The organism is Microbacterium sp. 5K110 (assembly GCF_005774735.1).
GTDB lineage: Bacteria > Actinomycetota > Actinomycetes > Actinomycetales > Microbacteriaceae > Microbacterium.
In genome coordinates, this window is record NZ_VBUM01000034.1 from 18799 (window position 1) to 34045 (window position 15247).

Below are 15247 nucleotides of genomic sequence, written 5' to 3' on the forward strand. Positions count from 1 at the left end.
CGGGCTCGCGCGCGCGGCCCGGACGATAGCCTGGTACGGGAGGTCGCGTGGGCCGGACGAAGGATGCCATCGCCGAGGGGCTGTCGATCGCGACGGCCGCGGCGCGGCTCACCATACGCAACCACCTCCTCGTCGAGACGATCGCGCGGGGTGGGCACTTCGACGGTGCCCTGTTCGCGGAGTTCGCGCGCCAGACGCTGCGCGCGCTCGCCGACGAGCAGGATCAGGCGGCCGACCGCGTCACGCAGCAGCGCAAGCGCGCGTGGGGCCGTTTCTCGGACTCCTCGGGCACGCACGATTACCGCGACCGCGACACTCGCAACCTCCGCCGTCGCGCCCGCCAGTCCCGCGGCGTCGCAAAAGAACTGCGCGATTTCGCCGACGATCCCGAGCGGGTCGGTGAGCTCGTCGCCGCCGCCCGCGCGGCGGCCTGGGGCGACGTCGAGGCGAACCTCTCGAAACGGCTCGACGTCGAGGGCATGACCGAGGATGCCGACCCCGACTACGCCACGATGCGTCGCGCCCGCATGGACGCGTTGCGCATGGTCGACCTCGCCCGCTTGGCCTCGCAGGCGAAGAAGCGGGCGAAGGAGCACGCGGCTGCCGCGGGCGACGCGGCTCCGGTCGAGGCGGCGGGCGGCAAGAAGAAGAAGTCGACCTCGGCCTGATTCCCGGTGCGGGTCCGCCGCGTCCGCGGGAGAGAGAAAAGACCCGGCCGGAATCTCTTCCGGGCCGGGTCTGTCACTGTCTCAACACAGTGTGCGCCCGAAGGGACTCGAACCCCTAACCTTCTGATCCGTAGTCAGATGCTCTATCCATTGAGCTACGGGCGCAGGGCCTCCGCGCGAAACGGCGCGCAGGCCGTGGTCCAGCATAGCCGGGACCTGCGCCGAGGTCTAATCGGCGCCGACGCGCACGCATCTCGGGCGTGGCGCGCACGTGTCCGGGCGGTGAAGCGGGCGCGACGTACGCTGGAGGCATGAGCGCCTACGTCTCGGCGTTCGAGCTGTTCTCCATCGGTGTAGGACCCTCGAGCTCCCACACGGTCGGCCCCATGAGGGCCGCCGCTGATTTCGCCGCACGACTGCGCTCCACCCGAGTGCTCGAGAACGTGGCATCCGTCTCCTGCGCCCTGTACGGGTCGCTCGGCGCGACCGGGATCGGGCACGGCACCCCCGACGCCGTGGTCGCCGGGCTCCAGGGCCTCCAGCCCGAGACGGTCGACCCGGATGCCGTGCGCCGGGCGTGGTCGGACTGGCCCGACGGTCGGGCGCTCCTGCTCGCCGGCATCCACGGCATCCCGTTCTCGAAGGGCGACGTGGTGCTCGCGCCCCGCACGCGGCTGCCGGGGCACCCGAACGCGATGACGCTGTTCGCGCGGGACGCCGACGGGGCGATCGTCGCCGACGAGACCTACTTCTCGGTCGGGGGCGGCTTCATCCGCCGTGACGGGGAACCCCCGCGGATCGCCGCTGCGCCGGTTCCGTTCCCGTACACGGACGCGGCGACGTTGATCGCGCTGTGCGACGAGCGCGGGATCACGATCGCCGAAGCGGCACGGCGCAACGAAGAGGCGTCGCGTTCCGACGAGGAGATCGCCGAGGGTCTGGACCGGATCTGGGATGCCATGGCCTCCTGCGTGAACGCCGGATTGAGCCACGACGGGGTGCTGCCCGGCATCCTGAAGGTGAAGCGGCGCGCGTCCGTGATCCGTGCGCAGCTCGAGGGGATCGAGGCCGAGGGGCACCGCGAGCTGCCCGGGGAGTGGCTCGGCGCCTTCGCGCTCGCCGTGAACGAGGAGAACGCCGCGGGCGGACGCGTCGTCACCGCGCCGACCAACGGTGCAGCCGGCATCCTGCCCGCCGTCGCGATGTACTGGTGGCGCTTCCTCGCGGACTCGGGGCTCGGTGTCGGTAACGCCGTCACCCCGCACGGAGAACTCGTGGGGAGTGCGCTGCTGGGGTTCCCCGGTCACGGCGCGACGCGCGACGAAACGGAGGAGTGGGACGACGCGCGAGTGGCCGAGGCCAATCGGCGTCGCGGGATCCGGAGATTCCTGCTCACGGCGGCGGCTCTGGGCTCGTTGTTCAAGAACAACGCCTCGATCTCCGGAGCCGAGGGTGGATGCCAAGCCGAGGTCGGCTCCGCGTGCGCCATGGCCGCGGGCGGACTGACGGCGGTGATGGGCGGCACGAACCGGCAGATCGAGAACGCCGCCGAGATCGCGATGGAACACCACCTCGGACTCACGTGCGACCCGGTCGGCGGGCTCGTGCAGATCCCGTGCATCGAGCGGAACGCCATCGCCGCGTCGACCGCCGTGACCGCCGCCCGCCTCGCTCTGCGCGGCGACGGAACCCACTACGTGTCGCTGGACACCGTCGTCGAGACGATGCGGCAGACCGGCATCGACATGTCGACGAAGTACAAGGAGACGAGCGAGGGCGGCCTCGCGGTCAACGTCATCGAGTGCTGAACGGCGGGCGGCGCGGCGAGCGCTCATGTCCGGGTCGAGCGCCCACCTCACGGACGTACCGAACGGGGGCGTTCGGTCCGGACATGGGCTTTCGCCACGCGCAGCCGGTCAGCGTTGGTCGCGGAGCTTGGCCGTGAGGGCCTGCAGCTGGGCCAGCTCGGTGTCGTCCAGGCGTGCCATGCGGTCGGCGATCGAGGTGGCGTGCGTCGAGGCGATGCGGCGGAACGCCACCGCCCCGGCCTCGGTCGCGGTCACGAGCGCCCCGCGGCCGTCGTCGGGGTCGGCGCATTTGGTCACGAGTCCCCGTGCGGCCATCCGCTCCACGAGGCGCGAGACGCTGGGCTGGCTGATGAGCATGTTGGCGGTCACGTCGCGCAGGCGCGCGGTCATGCCACGGCTCCGGGTGACCGTCAGGAGCACGTCGTACTCGGCCTGCGAGAGCTCCGCGCACTCGAAATCGGTGCGCAGGTCTTCGAACACCTCATGCTGCGCGCGGAACAGGCTCTCCCATGCCTGGACGGCGAGGCGACGATCGGTCATGAACTCAGCGTAGAGCCGCGCGATACCCTCGCGCCCCCGCACGAGTAGCAGATCCGGGTAACGCCCGACGTCACCCGGTGGACACCCGGGAGGACGGTGGCGTTCACGCGTCGCTCCGTCGGCTTGCCTACCGTCGACGCGTCCCCCCAGATGAAGGTGGCTCCGCCATGCGTTCTCCGCGTTCCCGCATCCTTCCCGCAGCCCTCGCGACGGCGCTCATCGCCGCGGGTATCCCGACCCTCGCCGCCCCGGTCGCTCATGCCGCGACACCCGCGTCGACCGTCGTGGTGACCGAGATCGCCGCCGACAACACCGGCGCCGACAACTTCGAGTACGTCGAGATCCACAACATCTCGGATGCCGCCGTCGACCTCGCGGCATCCGGCATCACGTTCGCGTACTCCTACGACGACTCCGCGGACCGCACACGCGACGTCCCCCTCACGGCCGAGCCGGCGAGGCTCGCCGCGGGGGAGACCGCGCTGCTGTGGGTGAGCTACACCTCCGGCTCCGTGGACGCCTCGGCCCGCACGGTCGCGGACTTCCGCGCGTTCCACACGGTCGCCGACGACGTGCAGGTCGTCCGGCTCACCGGGCAGGCCGGTATCGCCAACGGAGGAAACCGCGGCATCCGGGTCGTCGAGAACGGCGAGCTCACCTCGTGGTCGCACGCGCCGTCGGGCGCATTCGGTGCCGACCTCGCGACGCACTTCCGCCTGCCCGCCGACCCCGCGGAGCGCCGGCTCGACGTGCTCGGTGTGAACGCCGCCCCATCGCCCGGCACCGTGCTGCCGGAGGCGGTGGTGCATCCTGGCGCCGCTCCGTCGCCCACGGCGACCCCCACTCCCACGGCGACCCCCATGCCCACCGCGACCGTGCCGGGCGGGTCGCCGCTCCCGGGCGCACCGCTCCAGGTCACCGAGCTTCTGCCCGACTCGACCAACGTCGGCGGGTCGGACGGGTACGAGTTCATCGAGGTGTTCAACGCCACCGATGCGCCCATCGACTTCTCCGACTACGCCATCGACTACCTCTACCCCGTGGAGGGCACCGTCAGCCGCTGGCCGGCCGTGCCCGCGGACGTCGTGATCCCGGGTCGCAGCGCGCTGGTGTTCTGGATCAAGAACGGCGCCAATGACGCCCTCACGGCCGACGACTTCAACCGCCAGTTCGCAACCTCGCTGGTCGCGGGGGAGACGCTGGTGGAGATCTCCTCCGCCGGCATGGCCAACGGCAGCCCGCGCGGCGTCCAGGTGTCGACCAACACCGGCCACCCGGTGAGCACCGCCTTCTACAACCTGGACGGTCGCGACGACACCCAGGCAGACAAGGGCATCCGCTTCACCGCGACCGCGGATGCCGCGGCCCAGCGCATCCTCGACATCGTGCCCGCCAGCCCCGGCGCGGTGCAGGACGCGCAGATCGCCGCGACGCCGGTCGTCACGCCCGTCGACACGGCGGCACCCACGGTGACCGACCGCACGGCCGCGGAGATCGTGCCCGGCAGCGACTTCGTGATCGACCTCGCCCTCGCCGACGACGTCGACGTCCGCACCGCCACGCTCGAGCTTCGCAACGACGTCGATGAGCAGCCCTTGCGGATCAGTCTCACGGACGCCGGTGACGGCGTGTTCCGGCACACGGTGAAGGCCGTCGACCTCACCGGCAAGCGCTGGTACGCCTACACGGTCACCGCCACCGACGGCACGAACTCCGTCACCACGGACGAGCGCCGTGTCGCCGTCGCCGGAACCTCCGACGACCCGGTGCGCCTCAACGTCGAGGACGGTCAGTTCGTCCGCGGCGCGATCGAGGTCGTGGCATCCGGTGACTCGTACCCGAGCCCGCTGTCGCTCTCGATCGACGGGGAGCGCGTCGAGACCGCGCCGAGTCTCGAATCGCGTCCCGTGTTCGTCTTCGAAGCGACCAACGTCAACTACTACTTCAAGAACGGTGTGCGCATCGGCGACGACGTGCTCACGATCTTCGACACGGGCACCGAAGGGTGGGAGACCATCGCCACGCCCGTCCCGCTCGACTACCTCCGGCGTGGCGAGGCTCTGACGGCCAGCGTCTGGGCGGGCACGAAGAAGGCCCCCGAGATCGACCCCGACGAGAACAACGACGACTTCGAGATCCGCGGTCTGCGTCTCATCCTGCCGGACGGTCGCACGCTCACCCCGGCCGGGTACGACGACCCCGCCGCGGTCCTTCGGATGGGCGACAGCACGGGCAAGCTCGACTTCTTCGACGCCCGCTTCTCCGTCCCCGAAGACGCGTACACCGCCATCTCCCACACGTGGGACACGTCCGCACACGCCGACGGCGGCGTCGTGATCGCCGCCACCGACGGTGACGAGACGGTCTCGCGCACGGCCCGCGTCGACAACACCGCGCCGGCGGTCACTTCGCGCGTCGAGGACGGAACGGCGTATCGCGGCACGATCGACATCGACGCCGAGGTCGTCGACGCCGGGTCGGGGGTGGCCGCCGTCACCGCGCGCCTGGACGGCGCGGAGATCGCCCTGCCCTACCAGACCTCGTCGGTGGCCCTCGCGGCGGGCGACCACGTGCTGGAGATCGACGCCACCGACGTCGTCGGCAACGCGACGACCTGGAAGGCCACGTTCGAGACGTACGCCGAGCAGCCCGCCGCCGGGCTCCTCGCACCCGCCGAAGGCGCCGAGGTCTCCGCCGGCGACGTGACGCTGCAGGCGAAAGTCGAAGATCCGCAGGGCGATCCTCTCGACGTCGCGTTCCTCGAGGGACGTCGAGTCGATCTCGCGGACGGCGACGTCTCGGTGCAGTCGGGCACCGTCGCCGACGCCGCGTCCGTGGACCGCGCCGCGCCGCAGACGCTGTCCCGCGCGCAGGTCGAGACACTGGCCGACGTCGACGGACTCTCGGACGACGTCACGAGCGCCGAGGCGTTCCCCTACCAGCTCTTCGAGGTGGCGGTGGAGGCCGCGGACGCGGGCGCAGACGTGCGGGCGACGTGGTCGGGACGGGCGAACGCCGGCGCCACGGTGATCCTGTCGGCTCAGCGACCGGACGGTTCGGGGTGGGACGAGGTGGACCGCCATGTGGCGACCGCCGACGACGAGGCGTTCGAACTGGACGGCGTCGTCTCCGTCGACGCCTACGCGGTCGACGGTGCCGTGCGCCTGCTCGTGCAGCACTCGGAGGGCTTCGCGGCTCCCGACCGCAGCACGCGCGACAGCGAGGTGACGCCCCACAACCCCGACGACGTGGCCCGTTCGGACTACGACTTCACGTTCGGGTGGGAGTCGGACACCCAGTACTACAACGAGAACGAGATGGCGGGCGAGCCCTACAAGCACCAGGAGGCCATCCACTCGTACTTCCTGGATCGTCGGGACGACCTCAACCTGCAGTACGTGTTCCACACCGGCGACATCGTCGATGACTACGACGTCCTCCCGCAGTGGGAGCGCGCCGACGTGCAGTACGACCGGCTGGATGCCGCGGGGCTGCCCTACGGTGTGCTGGCGGGGAATCACGACGTCGGGCACGACGTCGGCGACTACACGAACTACGGCAGGTACTTCGGTGAGGACCGATTCGCGGGGAACCCCTGGTACGGCGGGAGCTACGAGAACAACCGCGGCCACTACGACCTCGTCTCGGCCGGGGGCATCGACTTCCTGATGCTGTACACCGGATGGCTCCCCGACGACGCGTCGATCGCGTGGATGAACGAGGTGCTGAAGCGCTACCCCGACCGGGTCGCGATCGTGGCGCAGCACGAGTTCATCCTCACCACCGGGGGTCTGGGGGCCATCCCGCAGCGCGTCCTCGACGAGGTCGTCGCACCGAATCCCAACGTGCGCATGGTCATGTCCGGTCACTACCACGACGCGTTCCTTCGGACCGATGCGTTCGACGACGACGGCGACGGCGTCGACGACCGGACGGTGTATTCGATGCTCTTCGACTACCAGGGCCTGCCCGAGGGCGGTCTCGGATACCTCCGTCTGCTGCACTTCGACAACGAGGGCGAACGCATGATGGTGCGCACCTACTCGCCGTCGCTCGATCGCTACAACTCCGACGAGCCGAGCCTGCTCGGTCCCACGGACGACCCGTACGCGCAGCAGGAGTTCGAGCTGACGTACGACCAGCTGGGCATCGAGCCGCACGAGCGTGTGCTCGGCACGGATGCATTCTCGGCCGAAGTCCTCGGGACCACCGAGATCGCGTCCTTCACCGGTGTCGCCAGCGGAACGATCGTGTCGGCATCCTGGCCCCTGACTGAGGAGGGTGAGCACGGCTGGTACGTCCGGTCGAGCGACCCCTACGGCGCCGTCGATCGCTCACGCGTGGCGCTGTTCACCGTCCGGGCGGCAGCGGTCGACCCCGTGGGGCCGGGTACGACGCCGCCCGGCGGCGAGGAGCCGACCGATTCGGATCAGGGGACTCCTGCCCCGTCGGTCGCGGATGCCGAACCGTCGCGGGGCGCGGGCCACGGGGCTCTCGCTGTCACCGGAACGGATGCCGAGGGGCTCGGACTGTGGGCCGCGGCGGCGGTGGCACTCATGGTGCTCGGCGGCGGGCTCATGATCCTGCGCCGCCGTCGCAGCAGAAGCAACTAGCGGGGCACCTCGAGCGCCCGGGTGAAGACAGGAAGGGCCGGTCGGAGCGGCATCCGACCGGCCCTCTGCACCAGAGTGTCCTGCAATCACATGTCGGTAGCTGCCACAGCAAAACAACTACCGTGCGAGCACTCTATAACGGTGAGATAACGGAAGGGAAGAGGTCGTCGTGATCTCTTCGTGATGATTCGAGGTTCGGCTCAGCGTCCGCGCACGTGGTTCCACTGCGTGATGACCTCGGAGCCGTGCTCGAAGCCGAGCTCGCTGACCGCGGAGGTGCCCAGGACGAAGTAGCGCCCGCCCGCGGCGGTCAGTCCGAGCCAGACTCCGGCGAGGGCGCGCAAGAAGTGCGAGTGCGAGAAGACCAGCACCTGCTCACCCGCGCGCACGCGGGGGCGCAGATCGTCCAGGAGTGACTCGGCGCGGGCGGTGACCTGCTCGACGCTCTCGCCCGGCGTCTCGCCCGCCGGAGCGCCGGACTGCCAGATCGTCCACGGGCGGCCAAGCTGCGCGGTGATCTCGGGGGTCGTGAGTCCCTCGTAGGCGCCGTAGTCCCATTCGACGAGGCGCGGCTCGTGCTCCGCGTGCGGGTAGCCGGCGCGCGCGGCGGTCTCGACCGCCCGGTGCAGTGGGCTCGTCAGGACGAGGTCGTAGTGCCGGGTCGCCAGCAGCGTCCCGGCGAGCTCGGCCTTGTAGGCGCCGGTCTCGGTGAGCGGGATGTCGGTGAGCCCCGTGTGGCGTCCGCTGCGGCTCCACTCGGTCTCGCCGTGGCGCACGAGTACGAGGCGCCCGTCGGGGTCGGTCAGATCCTCATCTTTCACGTGCCCATCCTCCCGCGTCGCGGGGCAAGACGAAGGGCCGGTCGAGGAGTGTCGACCGGCCCTTATCCCTGCACCAGAGTGTCCTGCAATCACATGTCGGTAGCTGCCACAGCAAAACAACTACCGTGCGATGACTCTATAACGGTGAGGTAACGGAACGGAAGAGGATGCCGTTACCTTTTCGTGATTCATAGGTGACGCATCAGTTCGGTGTCCGGCCGTCCGACCTTCGGTAGGAGCCCCGGGCGTGGTGGACACGAGATCGGAGCGAACACGGCGAACGGGACGAGTGCGACGCAGACAACGGCACGCCCGCGGGATGTGCCATGCTGTGCGGCAGACGCGCGATCCGACGCGTCGAGGGGGACCTTCCGGGTCCTGTTCTTGGGGGAGAGCACATGGGGAATTCCGAGCTGCCCGCGGCCGGCTGGTATCCGGCGGCGCACGCGAACGGCGAGGCGCGGTGGTGGGACGGGACGCGGTGGTTCGACGAAGAACAGGCCGCGACCGAGGCCCTCGAGCCCGCGACGACGACCGCGTTGCGCCGCGGAGGACAGCCACGAGACGATGCCGCACAGGCTCAGCCTCCCGCGTCGGTGCGACGACGGACGGCTGCTATCGCTGCCGGAACGGCGCTCGTGGTCGGACTGTTGGTCGGTGCAGGCAGCGGCGGAGCCGGATCGCTGGGCGAGCGCGACGCGCTGAAGGCGCAGGTGAGCGCGCTGGAGGTCGCCGTCAGTGAGGCCGAGACGGCGACGGAGAGCGCCGAGGATGCCGCCGACACGGCCCGTGAAGACCTCGAGGGGGCGCAGGCGCGCGCGACTGCGGCGGAGCAGAAGCTCGCGACAGCGACCGCCCAGGTGGCCGCTCTGGAAGCGGCCGCCGTGACGGCGAAGGCGGATCTCGACGCGCGCGCGGCCGAGATCGCGGATCTCAAGACCAAGGTCCCCGCGCCGCCCGAGCCCGTGCAGTCCGCACCGGTGCGGGAAGCATCGACGGGCCAGAACGTCTCCTACGCAAACTGCACGGAGGCCCGCAACGCGGGCGCAGCGCCCGTCCGCCGCGGCGACCCCGGCTACAGTTCGCGGCTCGACCGCGACGGGGACGGCGTCGGCTGCGAGTGAGCGGAGCGGCGCGGCCGCCTGCGTGAGCGGCGCGGGTCGGGCTGCGTGCGAGCGGCCCGGTCTACGCTTTCGCGCCCGTCAGCGCCAGCGTCCCGCCGAGGCCGATCATCATCGCGCCGCCCGTCCCCGCGAGCGTCGACATCCGCCGCGGCGACCGGGCGAACCAGTCGCGCGCGGTCCCCGCGGCCAGCGCCCACGCACTGTCGCACGCGAGCGCGAGCACCTGGAACACGAGCCCGAGCAGGAGAAGTTGCGCCCAGACGGGCCCCGCGCCCGGGGCCACGAACTGCGGCAGCACCGCGACGAAGAAGGCGATCGTCTTGGGATTGGTCGCGCCGACGATGATGCCCTGTCTCAGCAGGGTCCACGCCGACCGGCCGCCGACCGCGCCGATGTCGGCGTGCGCACGTCGATGGCGGATCGCCTGGATGCCCAACCACACGAGGTAGACCGCGCCGACGATCTTCAGCACGGTGAACGCCACCACCGACGACGCGACGATCGCTCCGACCCCGAAGGCGACGGCCACGACGGCGGGGATCGTGCCGAGCGCGTTGCCGACGACGCTCAGCACACCGGCGCGGCGACCGAGGGCGATCGACCGGCCGATCACGAACAGCACGCTGGGACCGGGGATCACGATGATGACCACGGATGCCAGCACGAATGCCGCCACGTTCGCCCACGGGATCATGCGCTCACCCTAATGCCGCCGCCGCAGCGCGGAGACTACTCTCGTCACACGGTCGTCTACCCGAGGGAGCCGTCATGCAGGACCAGTTCGACACCGTCGTCGTCGGAGCGGGCATCGCCGGTCTGTCAGCCGCCCGTCTCCTCGCGCGGGAGGGGCGCCGCGTCGTCGTCGTGGAAGCCCGTGACCGCGTCGGGGGACGCGTGCACTCGCAGCGCGACGGGCACCGAGTCACCGACCGGGGTGCGTCCTGGATCCACGGCATCGACGACAGTCCCGTCGAGGCGGCCGCCCGCGCTTTCGGCATGCCCATGGCCGAGTTCACCGTCGGCGGGTACCAGCCCGACAGCCGCCCCTTGGCCTATTTCGGTCCGGATGCCGCCCGCCTCACGCCCGAGGAGGTGCAGGCGTTCGCCGACGACGTGCGCGCCCTGAACGCCGACCTCGTCGAGGTCATTGCGCGTTCGGCCCCGGACGCCACCTACGCCGACGTCGTCGACGAGGCCCTCGCCGGGCGCGACTGGGCGCCCGAACGCGCGCAGCGCGTCCGCGAATACAACGGCCGCCGCGCCGAGGAGCAGTACGGCGTCCACATGTCGGTGCTCGGCGCGCACGGACTCGACGACGACACCGTGAACGGCGACGAGGTCGTCTTCCCGCGCGGATACGACGAACTCGCGACGAACCTCGCCGAAGGCCTCGATGTGCGGCTGGAACACGTCGTCGGCGCGATCGAGTGGTCCGCCACCGGCGTCACCGTGACGACCGATCGCGGCACCTTCCACGGGGCGACGGCCGTGGTCACGCTCCCCATCGGCGTCCTCCAGTCGGGTGACGTCGCCATCGCCCCGTCGCTGCCCGACACCCATCGGCGCGTCCTGGGCGTCCTGGCATCCAATGCCTTCGAGAAGGTCGTGCTGCGCTTCCGCGAGAAGTTCTGGGATGCCGGGGTCTACGGCATCCGCCAGTTCGGCGACGAAGGGGAGTGGTGGCACTCCTGGTACGACCTCGGGCGCATCCACGACGAGGCCGCTCTCCTGACCTTCGCCGCGGGCCCGGCCGCCGTCGCCACGCGGCACTGGAGCGACGAGGAGATCGCGGCCTCGACGCTCGCGCAGCTGCGCCGGTTGTACGGCGCGCACGTTCCCGAGCCGGAGAGCGTCGTCGTCACGCGCTGGCAGGACGACCCGTTCTCGCGCGGGTCGTACAGCTACATGAAGCCCGGTTCCGTCGGGCCCGACCACGATGAGCTGGCCGAGCCCGTCGGCGGAGTGCTGCACCTCGCGGGCGAGGCCACGTGGGGCGACGACCCGGCGACCGTTCCCGGCGCGCTGCTCTCGGGACACCGCGCGGCCGAGAACGTCCTCGGCCGCGCCGTGCCCGTCGAGCACCTCTGGGGCTGACGCTCCCGGAGGTCAGCGGGGTTCGGAACCCGTCGCCACCGGCAGCTCGGGGTGATTCGACCACTGGCTCCACGACCCGGGGAACACCCGCGGGGTGAAGCCGGCGAGCGTCAGGGCGACCGCTTCGTGCGCCGCCGTCACTCCCGAGCCGCAGTACACGCCGACCTCGACCCCCGACAGCGCGCCGAGCGCGACGAAGCGGGCGCGTAGAGCCTCCGGGTCCGCGAACCGGCCGTCGGGACCGACGTTCTCGGTGGTCGGCGCGCTGACGGCCCCGGGCACGTGTCCCGCGCGCGGATCGATCGGTTCGACGTCGCCGCGATACCGCTCGGCCGCGCGCGCGTCGAGCAGCAGCTCGGAGTCGGCGAACCCCGACACGTCCTCGAGCGACAGCACGGGGAGAGCCCCATAGGCGAGGGTCACCGATCCGGGCGCGGGGGCCGCGGCATCCCCGGACTCCAGGTCGAACCCGGCGTCGGTCCACGCCCGCAGCGACCCGTCGAGCAGGCGCACGTCGGCGACGCCGGCGTGCCGCAGGAGCCACCACGCGCGGGCGCTCGAGAGGTTCTTCAGATCGTCGTAGACGACGACGGTGTCGCCGTCGTCGATGCCCCAGCGGCGGGCCGCGTCCTGCAACGCCTCGACCGGGGGGAGCGGATGCCGTCCGTCGGTGGGCTCGCCGTGCGCGGCGAGGTCGTGGTCGAGGTCGACGTACTGTGCGCCCGGGATGTGCCCGGCGAGGTACTCGGGCCGCCCGTCGGGGCGATCGAGGCGCCAGCGCACGTCGAGCACCCGGACCGGACCGCCGTCCGCGAATCGACCGGCAGCGAGAGCGTCGTGCAGCTCGGTCGCGGTGACCAGGACGTCAGACATGTGCGTGCACCGCTTCGGCCTCGTGGATGCCGGACAGCTTGAACGCGAGCCGCCCGTGGGCGAACCCGCCGCCGGCGCGGATCGCGGTGGCGACCCACGCGGCCTCGGCGAGTTCGGCCTTCGACGCCCCCGCGCGCACGGCCGCCTGCGAGTGGCCGTCGATGCAGTAGGTGCACTGGGTCGTGATGGCGACGGCAAGGGCGATGAGTTCGCGGAACTTCAGCGGGATCTCGCGCCCCTCCGGCGCGAAGACGCTGTCGTTGAACGCCGTGAACGCCGCCAGTACGTCCGGCGTCGTCTCCTTGTAGTCGCGCGTGTAGGCGCGATCGCCCTCGCGGTCGAAGAAGTCGCTCATCTCTCACTCCCTGCCGTCGCGCCGGTCGGGTGGCGCGCGCCGGTCCGAGCCTAGGAAGCCCCTCCCCGACGAGCAATGCCCGCTCCGTGATGGGCACTCATCGTGCCGCGTGATGGATGCCGTGTGAACGCGCGTGACCGCCGCCGAGCGCGAGCGCCCCGCCGCCGTCTATCGTCCAGGCATGGCCGAGACCCTCGACATCATCCAACTCCGCACGTTCGTCGCGATCGACGAGTGCGGCGGATTCGGACGTGCCGCGGTCGCGCTCCACATGAGCCAGCCCACCGTGAGCCAGCACGTGCGTTCCCTCGAGAAGCGTCTGCAACAGCCCCTCGTCGAGCGCGACGGGAGGCGGGCGCGGTTCACGCTCGCGGGCGAGAAGCTGCTGGCCGAGGCCCGTCGCATCCTCGCGGTGCACGACGAGGCGCTCGCGCGCCTGGACGTCACCCGCGCGCGCACGATCGTGGTCGGCTCGACCGAGACGGCGGCCGAGCAGATCCTGCCCGAACTCCTCGGAACCCTGCGCCGCGCGTTCCCCGAGCGGCAGGTGCAGTTCCACATCGATCGGTCCACGCGGATGACGGATGCCGTATCCAAGGGCACCATCGACCTCGCGGTCGTGCTCGACACCGGGTCGACCGTGGCCGGCGTCGAGGTGGGCGACCTGCCACTGAACTGGTACGCGTCGCCCGGCTGGCAGCCCCCGGCGCACGGGGAGGCGGTCCCGCTCGTGGCGTACGTCGAGCCGTGCGGCATGCGGCAGCGCGCCCTGCAGGAGCTCGGTGACATCGGCGCGCGCGTCGACATCGCGGCGGAGTCGGGCAGCCTCGAGGGCGTCATCGCGGCGGCGCGGGCCGGACTCGGCATCGCGGTGCTCCCCACCGCGGGGCGCGCTCCGGCCGGGCTCGTGGTGCGCCGGGACTTCCCCGATCTCGGCCGGATCTTCGTGCGGCTCATCACGCGCCGAGGTCTCGAGCCGGGTGTCGAGCAGACGGCGCTGACGTCGCTCGACGGGTTCTTCGCCGTGCGTCGCCACATCCACGCCGTCTCGGCGTGAGCGGCCGTCCATCGGGAACGCCGATGGGTGCGGTTCGGCGATCCGTGTTGGACGTGCGCGGTCCCGCGCGCGGAGCATGGGGAGCATGACTGCCTCTCCGACCCTCTCGCGCCTCGACCTCGGCGCCCTCACCGCTTCCGTCGCTGAAACCGCCGAGCGCTACGACCGCTCGGGCGACTTCCCCGCCGACGGCCTCGCCGCCGCGCACCGCGCGGGCGTCTTCCAGGCGGTGATCGGCGAACGCTTCGGCGGCGACGGGGTCGATGCGCTCGAGCGGCTGCGCATCCTGCAGGCCATCGGCCGGGGCGACCCCTCGGTGGCCCTCATCGTCGCCAACACCCTCGCGACCCATATCGCCCAGATCGATCGCGACGTGTGGCCGGCGCACCTGTACGAGCAGGTCGTCGCCGAGACCGCCGAGCGGCCCGTCTCGATCAACACCGCGCGCGCCGAACCCGAGCTGGGCGCGCCCGCACGCGGGGGGCTTCCCGCCACCACGGTCCGGCGCACCGCGGGCGGCTGGGCCGTGACGGGGCGGAAGGCCTACGTCACCGCCAGCACCGGCCTCGATTACCACCTGGTGTGGGCGAGGACCGACGACCCCGAGCCGCGGGTCGGGCATCTCATCGTCCGCGGCGATGCGCCCGGCATCACGATCATCCCCACGTGGGACCACCTGGGCCTGCGGGCCAGCTCCACCCACGACGTCGTCTACGACGGTGTCGAAGCGCCCGCGGACCACTTCCTCGAGATCCCGTACACGGGGGTCTACCGCGACCCGGCGGCCCAGGCCGGCGCCCTCGGGCTCACGCACGCCGCGCTCTACGTCGGCGTCGCGCGCGCGGCGCAGGACTTCTTCACCCGCTTCGCCCACGACCGCGTGCCCGCGGGGCTCGGGCGTCCGATCGCGACGACCGAGCGCATCCAGACGGTGGCCGGCGAGATCGAGGCGCAGCTCGTGCAGGCAGAGACCCTGCTGTACGGCGTGACCGAGCGCGCGGTGGCCGGCGACGCGGAGGCGGTGGCGCGCGTCCCGCTCGCGAAGATCCTGATCGTGCGCTCCGCGATCGCCGCGGTCGAGACCGCGGTCGCGGCCCTCGGCAATCCCGCGCTGAGTCGGTCGAACCCCCTCGAGCGACACCTGCGCGACGTCCTCTCCGCTCGCGTCCATCCTCCGCAGGAGGACTCGGCGCTCCTCGCCGCGGGGAAGCGGGCCCTCGGCCTCTGACGCAACACGGCGTCATGCGCGCGGGCCTCCCCGCCGCCGCGACATGACCCGCCACCCCCTCGAAAC

Annotated in this window: 12 protein-coding genes and 1 tRNA gene; 7 read left to right on the forward strand and 6 right to left on the reverse strand. The window is 71.4% G+C overall.

Annotation, left to right across the window (positions count from 1 at the left end; all coding sequences use genetic code 11):
- Nucleotides 1-47 precede the first annotated feature (47 nt).
- Nucleotides 48-668, forward strand: a complete 621-nt coding sequence (locus FE256_RS09530; protein WP_138175053.1) for an asparagine synthase — start codon at nt 48-50, stop codon at nt 666-668.
- A gap of 92 nt (nt 669-760) precedes the next feature.
- Here the strand turns inward: FE256_RS09530 and FE256_RS09535 are convergent.
- A tRNA-Arg gene (locus tag FE256_RS09535) sits at nt 761-833 on the reverse strand.
- Between the two features lie 146 nt (nt 834-979).
- Here FE256_RS09535 and FE256_RS09540 point away from each other — a divergent pair.
- Nucleotides 980-2476, forward strand: a complete 1497-nt coding sequence (locus FE256_RS09540; protein WP_138175055.1) for an L-serine ammonia-lyase, iron-sulfur-dependent, subunit alpha — start codon at nt 980-982, stop codon at nt 2474-2476.
- 108 nt (nt 2477-2584) lie between these two features.
- Here FE256_RS09540 and FE256_RS09545 read toward each other — a convergent pair whose 3' ends face one another.
- Complete coding sequence (locus tag FE256_RS09545) at nt 2585-3016, reverse strand: MarR family winged helix-turn-helix transcriptional regulator (RefSeq protein WP_138175057.1); 432 nt, start codon at nt 3014-3016, stop codon at nt 2585-2587.
- A gap of 167 nt (nt 3017-3183) precedes the next feature.
- On the opposite strand from FE256_RS09545, the gene FE256_RS09550 reads away from it, so the two are divergent.
- Nucleotides 3184-7629 (forward strand): lamin tail domain-containing metallophosphoesterase family protein, encoded by a 4446-nt coding sequence (locus FE256_RS09550; RefSeq protein WP_138175059.1) that lies wholly within the window; start codon nt 3184-3186, stop codon nt 7627-7629.
- A gap of 200 nt (nt 7630-7829) precedes the next feature.
- Here the strand turns inward: FE256_RS09550 and FE256_RS09555 are convergent, their stop codons facing one another.
- Nucleotides 7830-8450: a histidine phosphatase family protein gene (locus FE256_RS09555; RefSeq protein WP_138175061.1), complete on the reverse strand. Its 621-nt coding sequence runs from the start codon at nt 8448-8450 to the stop codon at nt 7830-7832.
- A 398-nt stretch (nt 8451-8848) separates the two neighbouring features.
- Here FE256_RS09555 and FE256_RS09560 point away from each other — a divergent pair, with 398 nt between their 5' ends.
- Nucleotides 8849-9574 carry an excalibur calcium-binding domain-containing protein gene (locus tag FE256_RS09560; RefSeq protein ID WP_171024280.1) on the forward strand — a complete coding sequence of 242 codons (726 nt, stop codon included), beginning with the start codon at nt 8849-8851 and terminating at the stop codon, nt 9572-9574.
- 61 nt (nt 9575-9635) lie between these two features.
- Here the strand turns inward: FE256_RS09560 and FE256_RS09565 are convergent, their stop codons facing one another.
- Complete coding sequence (locus FE256_RS09565; protein ID WP_138175065.1) at nt 9636-10268, reverse strand: LysE family translocator; 633 nt, start codon at nt 10266-10268, stop codon at nt 9636-9638.
- Nucleotides 10269-10342: 74 nt separating this feature from the next.
- Here FE256_RS09565 and FE256_RS09570 point away from each other — a divergent pair, with 74 nt between their 5' ends.
- Nucleotides 10343-11668: a flavin monoamine oxidase family protein gene (locus tag FE256_RS09570; protein WP_252370962.1), complete on the forward strand. Its 1326-nt coding sequence runs from the start codon at nt 10343-10345 to the stop codon at nt 11666-11668.
- Between the two features lie 12 nt (nt 11669-11680).
- On the opposite strand, the gene FE256_RS09575 is transcribed toward FE256_RS09570, so the two are convergent.
- Entirely contained in the window at nt 11681-12541 is an 861-nt protein-coding gene (locus FE256_RS09575) for a sulfurtransferase (RefSeq protein ID WP_138175067.1), read from the reverse strand.
- Nucleotides 12534-12896, reverse strand: a complete 363-nt coding sequence (locus tag FE256_RS09580; RefSeq protein WP_138175069.1) for a carboxymuconolactone decarboxylase family protein — start codon at nt 12894-12896, stop codon at nt 12534-12536. Before FE256_RS09580 ends, FE256_RS09575 begins: the two co-directional genes overlap by 8 nt.
- A 181-nt stretch (nt 12897-13077) precedes the next feature.
- Here FE256_RS09580 and FE256_RS09585 point away from each other — a divergent pair, with 181 nt between their 5' ends.
- Both FE256_RS09585 and FE256_RS09590 read left to right on the forward strand, forming a co-directional pair.
- A complete protein-coding gene (locus tag FE256_RS09585; RefSeq protein ID WP_138175071.1) occupies nt 13078-13953 on the forward strand; it encodes a LysR family transcriptional regulator in 876 nt (291 codons plus the stop codon).
- A gap of 85 nt (nt 13954-14038) precedes the next feature.
- Complete coding sequence (locus FE256_RS09590) at nt 14039-15181, forward strand: acyl-CoA dehydrogenase family protein (protein WP_252370963.1); 1143 nt, start codon at nt 14039-14041, stop codon at nt 15179-15181.
- Nucleotides 15182-15247 lie beyond the last annotated feature (66 nt).

Excerpts from the sequence above, each read along its gene's own strand:
- FE256_RS09540 (WP_138175055.1), top strand. The coding sequence starts at position 980 with ATGAGCGCCTACGTCTCGGCGTTCGAGCTGTTCTCCATCGGTGTAGGA.
- FE256_RS09545 (WP_138175057.1), bottom strand. The coding sequence starts at position 3,016 with ATGACCGATCGTCGCCTCGCCGTCCAGGCATGGGAGAGCCTGTTCCGC.
- FE256_RS09550 (WP_138175059.1), top strand. The coding sequence starts at position 3,184 with ATGCGTTCTCCGCGTTCCCGCATCCTTCCCGCAGCCCTCGCGACGGCG.
- FE256_RS09560 (WP_171024280.1), top strand. The coding sequence starts at position 8,849 with ATGGGGAATTCCGAGCTGCCCGCGGCCGGCTGGTATCCGGCGGCGCAC.
- FE256_RS09565 (WP_138175065.1), bottom strand. The coding sequence starts at position 10,268 with ATGATCCCGTGGGCGAACGTGGCGGCATTCGTGCTGGCATCCGTGGTC.
- FE256_RS09570 (WP_252370962.1), top strand. The coding sequence starts at position 10,343 with ATGCAGGACCAGTTCGACACCGTCGTCGTCGGAGCGGGCATCGCCGGT.
- FE256_RS09575 (WP_138175067.1), bottom strand. The coding sequence starts at position 12,541 with ATGTCTGACGTCCTGGTCACCGCGACCGAGCTGCACGACGCTCTCGCT.
- FE256_RS09580 (WP_138175069.1), bottom strand. The coding sequence starts at position 12,896 with ATGAGCGACTTCTTCGACCGCGAGGGCGATCGCGCCTACACGCGCGAC.
- FE256_RS09585 (WP_138175071.1), top strand. The coding sequence starts at position 13,078 with ATGGCCGAGACCCTCGACATCATCCAACTCCGCACGTTCGTCGCGATC.
- FE256_RS09590 (WP_252370963.1), top strand. The coding sequence starts at position 14,039 with ATGACTGCCTCTCCGACCCTCTCGCGCCTCGACCTCGGCGCCCTCACC.